The organism is Prevotella falsenii DSM 22864 = JCM 15124 (assembly GCF_000613945.1).
Classification (GTDB): domain Bacteria; phylum Bacteroidota; class Bacteroidia; order Bacteroidales; family Bacteroidaceae; genus Prevotella; species Prevotella falsenii.
Map to the genome: position 1 here is coordinate 1 of NZ_BAJY01000052.1, position 8,286 is coordinate 8,286.

The window sequence follows — 8,286 nt, forward strand, 5'->3', positions numbered from 1 at the left end:
CTTGTGAACTTTCGGATATACCAATCTATAAAATGGAGGAAACGGCATGAATACGAGCAATAAACCAAAAACAATGACTGGCACGGAGAACCATCGCAGTTACCTTGATTGGGGCAGTAATATGCAGGTTGTCCGCAAGGGAAACGGAGAGGTAGCCATGACGGAGAGCGAACTTACGAGGTTCTTCGGGGTGACGTGGAGAAAACTCAATCACAGGCTTCAAACGATAGTGAAATCTTCCAACCTGCATCCCGATGAAAGGAGTGCAGGTCAAAAAGAAGTTATCAAGAAGGGAGAGACAGTAGGCTATTCACCACTTTATCCCCTTCCTATTATCATCGCCCTGTCCTTTCTGTTGGACAGCATGGAAGCGTATTTGTTCAGAAAGTATATCTGTCAGAGATTGCAGAAACCTGCATCCTTGATAACACCGATATTCTTAATAGGAAAGACGGATAACTGATACATTCTTTTCTCTTTCACTGATATTATCTTACTACATAACTACACTAAGGGATACTACGTTGAAAAAGAAAAGATTAGAATGTAGTTGGGGAATATCATTTCTTATTACTACGAAATGACTACATACTACATCAATGACATAAAAGGAATACGATTGCGATGTGGCAATATCTACGAGTTCCATTAGTGAAGGCCCTTGCGAAGCGCTTTGGATTTGGCAAGCCGGTAGTTGTCGCTGATTCTGGGCTGCTCAGCAAGAAGAATATCGAGGCACTGACTTCGGATGGCTATGAGTATATCCTCGACGCAAGACCAAGATCAGAATCCGACAATATGAAAGATCGTATTCTGGCATTAGATTTGAAGTACGGCGACACCGAAGAAATCGATAAGGGCAACGGTGTGCGTCTGATATTGTCCTCGTCGGAGAAAAGAGCGCACAAGGACAAGAGAAAGCACGAGAAGGAACTTGCAAGACTACAAAAAAGTAAAGAGCGGGAGGCTTACAAAGCAAAGTATCAACAACAGGGGCTATAACAAGTACCTCAGACTTGACGGCACCGTCGATGTCAGCATTGACATGGGCAAGTTTGAAGTAGATACCGCATGGGACGGCATAAAGGGCTACGTCACCAATACGAAGCTTACACTAGAAGAAGTCATCGATTCATATGGTAATTTGTGGTTCATCGAACGTGCCTTTCGTTTCAACAAGTTTGACTTGGCTGTCCGCCCGATATACCACAGGCTTCGCAACCGCATTGAGTGGCACATTTGCATCTGTTTCACGGCTTACACGATACTGTTGGAGTTGGAACGAATTCTGAAGGCTGCCAAATCGGACATAACCATACACCGTGCGCAGGAGCTTACGAAGAACATGTATGACATCAGCTACATACATGTGCGTTCCAAACAGGCCGTGAAGAGAATTCTTGGAATGGATGAGGAACAACGTAAACTATATGCTTTGGTCGATATGGCTACCCGACTTTGAAATTTGGGTGTCCCAATGACGAAAACAGGACAAGCACTCCCATCGTGCAGCCAGGGATTTCTTGTACCTCACAGCCAAGCAAAAAGGGAATTTGGACAGCCGGGAACAAATCAAAGCCAAACGGGAAATAGATAATGTGGTGGATGGGCATTACGACTATGAGCAAAAGAGGGGCTTCTCGGTGAGAAGATAATTCTCATAAATACAAGATATTTACCACCAAGAATTACGCTTCACATGTTCATATAAAGGATTACAGTTATCTCCTTCAATATAGAGATTTGCACGTTTCAAACGAACAACAACCGCTTCTTGAGAAACATTAAATTTAGATGATAGTGCTCCAATTATAACCTTACAATCTCGTATATTGCATGGTTGATAATCGTGATAAAGCCTACCTGTTGTAATTCTATTTTTTCTAAAAAGTTTGTCTACCTCCACATAGAATGGGGTTTCAGGCATAAGAAGAAACGATGCAAAGGTGTTAGCCTGATATTCCATTCTTCCATATGTGGATTTTCCTATGATTGTGTTTTTGTCGCTTTCTCTATCTTCAAATGAACGCAAATTTTCTATAATGGATGAGTGTAATGCAATGTGTCCTAATTCATGAGCAATAGTGAAATTCTGACGATGTTCGCTCAATACAGAATTAATGGTAATCACATGATCTTTGAAATCACACTTTCCTAAGCAATCATCTTGCATTTCAACAAAATCAAATTTGTAATTAGCTGCAATTAAAGAAAAACAGCGATTTATAAAGTTTTCTTTTATCATGTACTTGGTTTCTTGTAAGATTTCATTTACCCTTATACGTATTTTATCATCTTCCATGAATGGTACATGTAAAGCATTTAACATCGGAATACCATATTCTTGCAACAAATCCGAAATTGTAATAAACGAATTTCCACAATATGCTATTGGATAGTCAATTGAAGCCTCTCCCATTAAGACTTTGTGTTTGAATTGTTTCTGTTCAAAACTGTTTATTTGTCTCCAAATGATGGTCTTCCAATCGCTATTTTCTGATAATACGACCAATGCGATGTTATCGCTTTGAGCTAATGTAATTACTTGTTGCGTAAAGCCTACTGATGAAATCATTATACCACGAACTCCTGAACGTGGATAATCGGCAAGATTTCCTACAAATTCACGATAAATAGAATTATCAATTTTTCTTTTGTGGTTCTTACATTCAACCACAAGAAGATTACTCCATCTTTTCTTGTCTGAGTTAGAATATATTTCTATGGTTATATCCGGGTTCAACATAACATCAGGAGCAGTTTTACTAGCATATTGCTTATGTAAAAAAATCTCATTGTACCGTGATATACCAGGTACATCTTGGCTTTCAATAAGTTCTTTTAGTTTTGCAAAAACTAATTTTTCAAAAGAGTCTCCTTTGTGTTGATTACTTGATTTACTTACCATAGATTGTTCCTTGAATTTTTTAATGTATTTTATTTCGTAAAAATTCTTTCATACAACTAATTAATACGATATATGTACACTCTAATATCATAAAATCGTTATCTGGTAAATTGTCTGTACATCACTTTTTATGTGTAAGGTCCAATAATTTTTTCATTATTAGGAAAATGGGGCTAGGAGCTCTATATGTTGTGTAATATAGTCAAGTGGTAATACTCTATCATTTCGATAGGAGTTTTGGCAATACCATATTATCGCCTCTTGTAGAGATTTCAGTGGTATAACCCTAGTTGACAGTAATAATTTGAAAGTATCTTTTGAACTATCATTGTTTTCAATTTTCTCTATCAACTCTTCTTTTTGATGTTCATTCATATCTAAATTATATGAGACAAGTAATCTGGCTGTTTCCCATACAATACGTCTAAATACTGTGTATCTGCTATATTCGTTTTCAATGAATATATTTCTCGGCAATGTTTCTTCTATATGATTTAACAATTCCTGTATAGACATGCTTTTACGGACTATTTGACTGTAAAAGTCGTTATCTGTTGAGCGAAAAAACATTAAAAATAAAATGATACTAGGGTTTACATATTGATTTTCTCTAAATGTCAAAAGTACAAGTCTTATATGTGCACATATTTTTTCCATCTGTCTTAAATTTAGATGCATATGTCCGAACAGAATATGAGCCATTTTTAAGAATTCTTCTTTTTCGTCTCCTTCCCGAAAATATTTACATCTTGATTTAGAGGCAAAGAAATCATCAAATCCATATACCTCATAAAGGTATGCAGTGAATTTATCTACATCAGGTTCGGGTAATTTATATTCTATATCTATGAATCGTTTCAAGTATTCTTCGGCATTTAAGTTGTCACTTCCATAGTATCCGCATATAGAATGACATAATTGTGTTTTATCTATCGAGAGAATAAACACAATGTTGGGAACAGAGAATAAATGTTTTACACGTTCTAGTACTTTGACTGCAAAGCGCGGATTACAGCGGTCTAATTCATCAATTATAAAAATCAACGGTTTCCCATCTTGAGCGATGAACTCAACCAGATTTTCAAGAGCTTTGCGGAATTCTTCCATTGACTGACATTGCTCAACAAAGTCATCAATTACTTTGTCAAATGAATCAGCTATTTTTTGAGTTGCTGATTCAATAACTTCCACGACATCTTCACCTAAATATTTTTTTGTTAAACCTTTGACTATAGATGGTAACATGCCTGTTGTCACTTTCCCGGCAGCAGCAGCAATCTTTGCAAATTTGACTTTGGCATCATCGCCTTCCGCCATGTCACGAAACTGACTAATCAATCCTATAATGGGATCAGTAATAAAATCATGTTCCCAAACATTAAAATACAAAACATGAAAATGTTGATTTACAAGACTTTGTTTCCACATTTTTACAAATGTAGTTTTTCCGCTTCCCCATTCTCCATCAATTGCAAATACACAACCATGATTCAGACTGACAACCTTTGTTAAAATATCAGCATATTGTTGACGGTCAAGTTTACAATTCTTGAAGGGTTTTTCCTTATCTATGATGGGTTCAGGCAGTTTAGAAATCATATTTATATTCAAAAATTATATTTGATTACAGAATAAGTTTGGAGTTGTTTGCATGTATAACCAACTTTGATATTCTTGTATTTTCTTTTGCGAAATTCCTATGCTAGAATAATCCACTGTTTTGGAAAGCTGATAAAGATTGATTCTCATTAATAATTCTCTGTTCACTATACGCTTTGCATCCATAAAACATATATTTTGTATAAACCGTTTAAGCGGTTCACTTTGTAGAATGAAAAGAGTGAGTTTTGCATATTCAATCTTTTTAAAGCCTAACAGGTAGCAAGTATCGTCAACCATTACAGGTTTACCGGCAATGGGTTCTACTAAAGAAAACATCAAATCTGAATATAGAGCCGAAATTACTATCTTATATGGAGCAAAAGAATAATCACCTAATCCAAAAACGCTAAATCTCGGTTTATTCTTATATATAATGCTCTTTCTTCCGTCCAGATATGTGGCATGAGACAGAAGATAGGAATATGTTTTGGGAGCCCTTTCTTTTAGAATTGAGGTGTTTTCGGAAATATTAGTTTGAGGTAGTATCAGATATTTTCTAACACCTTTCAATCCTTTTCCTATATCAGAACTTTTAAGTAGGGGAAAAACAGTGATGTCATCGACATCAACAACCTCTTTAAGTCCATTTAGATAGATAGAATCGTTCAAGGAAAGTTCCATGACTTTCGAGCAATCGTGTTTTATTCCAGAACGCCAAATCAACGGAGATTGACCATCAAGGAAACTTGTTCGTCCGTAATCCTGAATATTGGAAACAAAAGCCTCATTGACCCATCCAAATGAATGGGTAATCCGTTTTGTATAAAAGTCATACGATATACATTCTTTTTGACAATCATTTCCAATATGGCACTCAAATAAAGATGCTGGAACGGAAACGTTAAATTCCTTTTTAGCATCGAAAACGAGTTGTCTGACATCTTGTATACGACGAGGATGGGAATGTTGTCTATGTATAATGTTTTTGACAACTGAGTTTTTTACAAGCAACGCTATGTGAGTGTTGCTATGATGTGAAAAAGCGTCAATTATCTGATCGCAGATACTCTCCGCAATATCAAAATTACCTTTGCCTGTGATAGCTTCTATCCCTTTTGTTTTATTTATGTTACCTTTTACGGGCAAATTCACACCGTCGTTTTTTCCCAAACCGCTATTTGTCACCCATGGTGGATTACCTATAACCAAGATGTTTTGATTAGGATTTTGATTGGCTATTTCTCTAAAATCGAAATTAAACACATCGGCATTGTACAATTCATAGCTGATAATGAGATTGTTCTTTTGGTATTCTTGAAGTTTTCTTTCTGTTTGGTCGACATAACCTTTAAAAATCTCTACTCCATACACTTTCTTAACCGTTTCAAAAACATCTATGGCAGCTGCGATGAAATTGCCGACACCACAAGTAGGTTCCACAACAATATTAGGGACAATACCTCTATTTTTTAAATACAGGCAAACACTTTTGGCGAACTCATAGTTAGTCTGCCAATCGCCATAATTTTCCCGGATTGTATCCTCTTTCTCTTTTGGGAACAATGGTTCTGGTGTTTTATTCACTGTCATCCGAATATTTTATAATTTGGGTTATACCATCAACTGTTTCTGTCAAATTTACGATTCTTCTATATTGCAATCTCCATTGCAAAGCATTGGAAATAGTCAGATAACCAACTTTTGGCGGATTTTTGAGAATATCCTCTGCCATTTTCATCAAAGTTACCTCGTCGGAAGGAATCTGATGGTCAATCAAAAAAGCAAAGATATCATCTGCATTGCCATTGTTGGCAATGATATTCAAAATACCTGTTGTTGTCTGATAATCTGCAGTTCGGGATGATTCTATAAAAGAACAGGAAAGGAAATTTAGACTTCCTTTCTTGGTTCTAGCATCATCGGTCTTTTGGTAAACAAACACAATTAGATTATAGCCAAGTCCATAAATTTTCTGTTTGCTATCTTTAAACGGACAACTTGATTGTGGCTGTTTAATTGAGGTAACTTTAATATCTGTATTCACAGAAGGTAAGTCAAGTCCGTTGGCGGAGCTACCAGCTATCATCTCATACTGTTGTTCTAAATATTCTTGGAACAGATGTTCGACAAAAGTTCCAACTGCCTTTCCGTCAGTAACGCCAAATAGTTCAGAACGATAAAGTCCACTTTCGTTTTCACAAAACTTTTTCGCTGCAATTTGAAGCTCTGCGATATTTAATGTTTTCTTAGTCATATTTCAAGATTTTATTTGCTTGGGTTAATTAATTCACGGCGGTCTACCTCTAAAAGCTCAGCAATGCGTGTAAGTGTCATTAAGTCGGGTTGTTGAGCATTGGTGCACCATTTTGAAACAGTCGAAGGAACTTTACCTAGTTTTTCCGCTAACCATTTACTGGTTCGTTTCTTTTCAACAAGGACTATTTTCAGTCTGTTTATGTCATTCATATGTCATATATTGATTTATATGCAAAGATAGTGATTTGTATTGAGAAAACTTCTATTTTTCATGAAATTCTTAGTCCTTTTTCCACTATTAGGAGAAAAACTGCTGCTAAATACCATTATGCAAGGGTCGATAAGCAGACAAAAGTAGATATGAAGATTTGGCCGATAATGAGGTTTCCAAAGATTTGAATTTGGAAATATAATTATTATAGATGATAGTACAGCACTTGTATAGGATGATATAATAATCTTTACAAGTGTTTTTTTCATATTTCTAATTTGTTGTTTTTATAGTTATTCTCCAACAATCTTTCCAAGTCCGAAGCCTTATAGAGTATCTTCCCTGCAAACTGCGTGTAGGGAATAACCCTCCTGTCCCGATAGTCCTGCAAAGTTCGGGTACTGATATACAGCTGCTCGCACACCTCCTTGCCCGTTAGGAAATGCTCACCTCCAAACAACGGTTTGTGCGTCTGTGCCACTTCCTTAATTCTTTTGCTTACTCCGCTAAGTGCGGACAGCACTACCTGCATATCGTCAGCCTCCATGTTCAAATCTCTTACCTGTTCCATTGTCTTCCTATTTATTTGTTGATTTTAGTTTGTCCGTTTTTGTCTTCTCCGATTTAGTTTGGAGCAACAGCTCCACGTCCTCACGCTTGTAATAACACTTATGTCCGATCTGGGCAAAGGGCAACACGCCCGTATCCCGATAGTGCTGCAAGGTGCGCTTGCTGATGTTGAGCAGCCTGCACACATCACCGTTATGCAGCCAATCGGTGTGCCTGCTCTGTTCCCCGAATGACTTGTGGCAGGTCTCGGCAAGGCTGAGTATCTCATTCCTCAACTTTGCCCAATTTGAATCCGTAATGATAAAATATCCCATTTTCTTATTATTGTTTTGTTTGTAATTCCTTTTTGTTTTGCGCCTTAATGCACGTTTCTACCTGCAAAAGTATGATGTGTTTTCCATACTTCAAAGCACGAGGGAACAGTAGGGAAATACAAGGAAAATAAGGAAAGTTGATTTTTGTTTTCGCTCTTTTTCTTAGCCTCCTTATGCCATTTTATCATATCCGTTTTAGCCGATGCGATACGATGCAGATTGGAGCAAATAAGCACCAACCTTTCCTGTACAATTTCTATACTTGTCCCCTTGTTTGGGGCTTAAATCCTTGTTTCCCGACCGTTTTCTGTCAGAAATCCGTGAGAAATTTATTGCCAATGTGCGCAACATTATGCAAGCACTCTCCGAATGCTTGGAACTTACCCATTCTCTTGACAACTTCGTTCTTGGAAACAAAACCAAGC

General features: G+C 36.9%; 11 protein-coding genes. 3 read left to right on the plus strand and 8 right to left on the minus strand.

Annotated features, from left to right (window positions below; genetic code table 11):
• The first annotated feature begins 46 nt into the window (after window positions 1-46).
• The 3 genes from JCM15124_RS12025 to JCM15124_RS12035 all read left to right on the plus strand — a co-directional run bounded on the left by JCM15124_RS12025 (window position 47) and on the right by JCM15124_RS12035 (window position 1,462).
• Entirely contained in the window at window positions 47-463 is a 417-nt protein-coding gene (locus JCM15124_RS12025) for a hypothetical protein (RefSeq protein WP_024999601.1), read from the plus strand.
• 161 nt (window positions 464-624) lie between these two features.
• The gene (locus JCM15124_RS12030) at window positions 625-1,002 is read left to right on the plus strand and encodes a transposase (protein WP_024999602.1); all 378 of its coding nucleotides are present in this window, start codon (window positions 625-627) and stop codon (window positions 1,000-1,002) included.
• On the plus strand, window positions 935-1,462 hold the full coding sequence (locus tag JCM15124_RS12035) for an IS1634 family transposase (protein WP_156930720.1): 528 nt from the start codon (window positions 935-937) through the stop codon (window positions 1,460-1,462). Before JCM15124_RS12030 ends, JCM15124_RS12035 begins: the two co-directional genes overlap by 68 nt.
• 213 nt (window positions 1,463-1,675) lie before the next feature.
• On the opposite strand, the gene JCM15124_RS12040 is transcribed toward JCM15124_RS12035, so the two are convergent.
• The 8 genes from JCM15124_RS12040 to JCM15124_RS16830 form a co-directional block, all read right to left on the minus strand.
• A complete protein-coding gene (locus JCM15124_RS12040; RefSeq protein WP_019036754.1) occupies window positions 1,676-2,908 on the minus strand; it encodes an ImmA/IrrE family metallo-endopeptidase in 1,233 nt (410 codons plus the stop codon).
• A gap of 159 nt (window positions 2,909-3,067) precedes the next feature.
• Complete coding sequence (locus JCM15124_RS14400; protein ID WP_024999604.1) at window positions 3,068-4,507, minus strand: KAP family P-loop NTPase fold protein; 1,440 nt, start codon at window positions 4,505-4,507, stop codon at window positions 3,068-3,070.
• Window positions 4,508-4,522: 15 nt separating this feature from the next.
• Window positions 4,523-6,094, minus strand: a complete 1,572-nt coding sequence (locus JCM15124_RS12050; protein WP_198019145.1) for a class I SAM-dependent methyltransferase — start codon at window positions 6,092-6,094, stop codon at window positions 4,523-4,525.
• Window positions 6,087-6,764, minus strand: a complete 678-nt coding sequence (locus tag JCM15124_RS12055; protein WP_024999606.1) for a type II restriction-modification system restriction endonuclease — start codon at window positions 6,762-6,764, stop codon at window positions 6,087-6,089. The genes JCM15124_RS12050 and JCM15124_RS12055 overlap by 8 nt, the downstream gene beginning before the upstream one ends.
• Before the next feature lie 11 nt (window positions 6,765-6,775).
• Entirely contained in the window at window positions 6,776-6,976 is a 201-nt protein-coding gene (locus tag JCM15124_RS12060) for a helix-turn-helix transcriptional regulator (RefSeq protein ID WP_024999607.1), read from the minus strand.
• A gap of 266 nt (window positions 6,977-7,242) precedes the next feature.
• Window positions 7,243-7,548 (minus strand): helix-turn-helix domain-containing protein, encoded by a 306-nt coding sequence (locus JCM15124_RS12070; protein ID WP_024999609.1) that lies wholly within the window; start codon window positions 7,546-7,548, stop codon window positions 7,243-7,245.
• A gap of 7 nt (window positions 7,549-7,555) precedes the next feature.
• Entirely contained in the window at window positions 7,556-7,861 is a 306-nt protein-coding gene (locus tag JCM15124_RS12075; RefSeq protein WP_024999610.1) for a helix-turn-helix domain-containing protein, read from the minus strand.
• A gap of 195 nt (window positions 7,862-8,056) precedes the next feature.
• The coding region (locus JCM15124_RS16830; protein WP_232220187.1) for a hypothetical protein at window positions 8,057-8,286 on the minus strand (230 nt) is incomplete at its 5' end.

Excerpts from the sequence above, each read along its gene's own strand:
- JCM15124_RS12025 (WP_024999601.1), top strand. The coding sequence starts at position 47 with ATGAATACGAGCAATAAACCAAAAACAATGACTGGCACGGAGAACCAT.
- JCM15124_RS12030 (WP_024999602.1), top strand. The coding sequence starts at position 625 with ATGTGGCAATATCTACGAGTTCCATTAGTGAAGGCCCTTGCGAAGCGC.
- JCM15124_RS12040 (WP_019036754.1), bottom strand. The coding sequence starts at position 2,908 with ATGGTAAGTAAATCAAGTAATCAACACAAAGGAGACTCTTTTGAAAAA.
- JCM15124_RS14400 (WP_024999604.1), bottom strand. The coding sequence starts at position 4,507 with ATGATTTCTAAACTGCCTGAACCCATCATAGATAAGGAAAAACCCTTC.
- JCM15124_RS12055 (WP_024999606.1), bottom strand. The coding sequence starts at position 6,764 with ATGACTAAGAAAACATTAAATATCGCAGAGCTTCAAATTGCAGCGAAA.
- JCM15124_RS12060 (WP_024999607.1), bottom strand. The coding sequence starts at position 6,976 with ATGAATGACATAAACAGACTGAAAATAGTCCTTGTTGAAAAGAAACGA.
- JCM15124_RS12070 (WP_024999609.1), bottom strand. The coding sequence starts at position 7,548 with ATGGAACAGGTAAGAGATTTGAACATGGAGGCTGACGATATGCAGGTA.
- JCM15124_RS12075 (WP_024999610.1), bottom strand. The coding sequence starts at position 7,861 with ATGGGATATTTTATCATTACGGATTCAAATTGGGCAAAGTTGAGGAAT.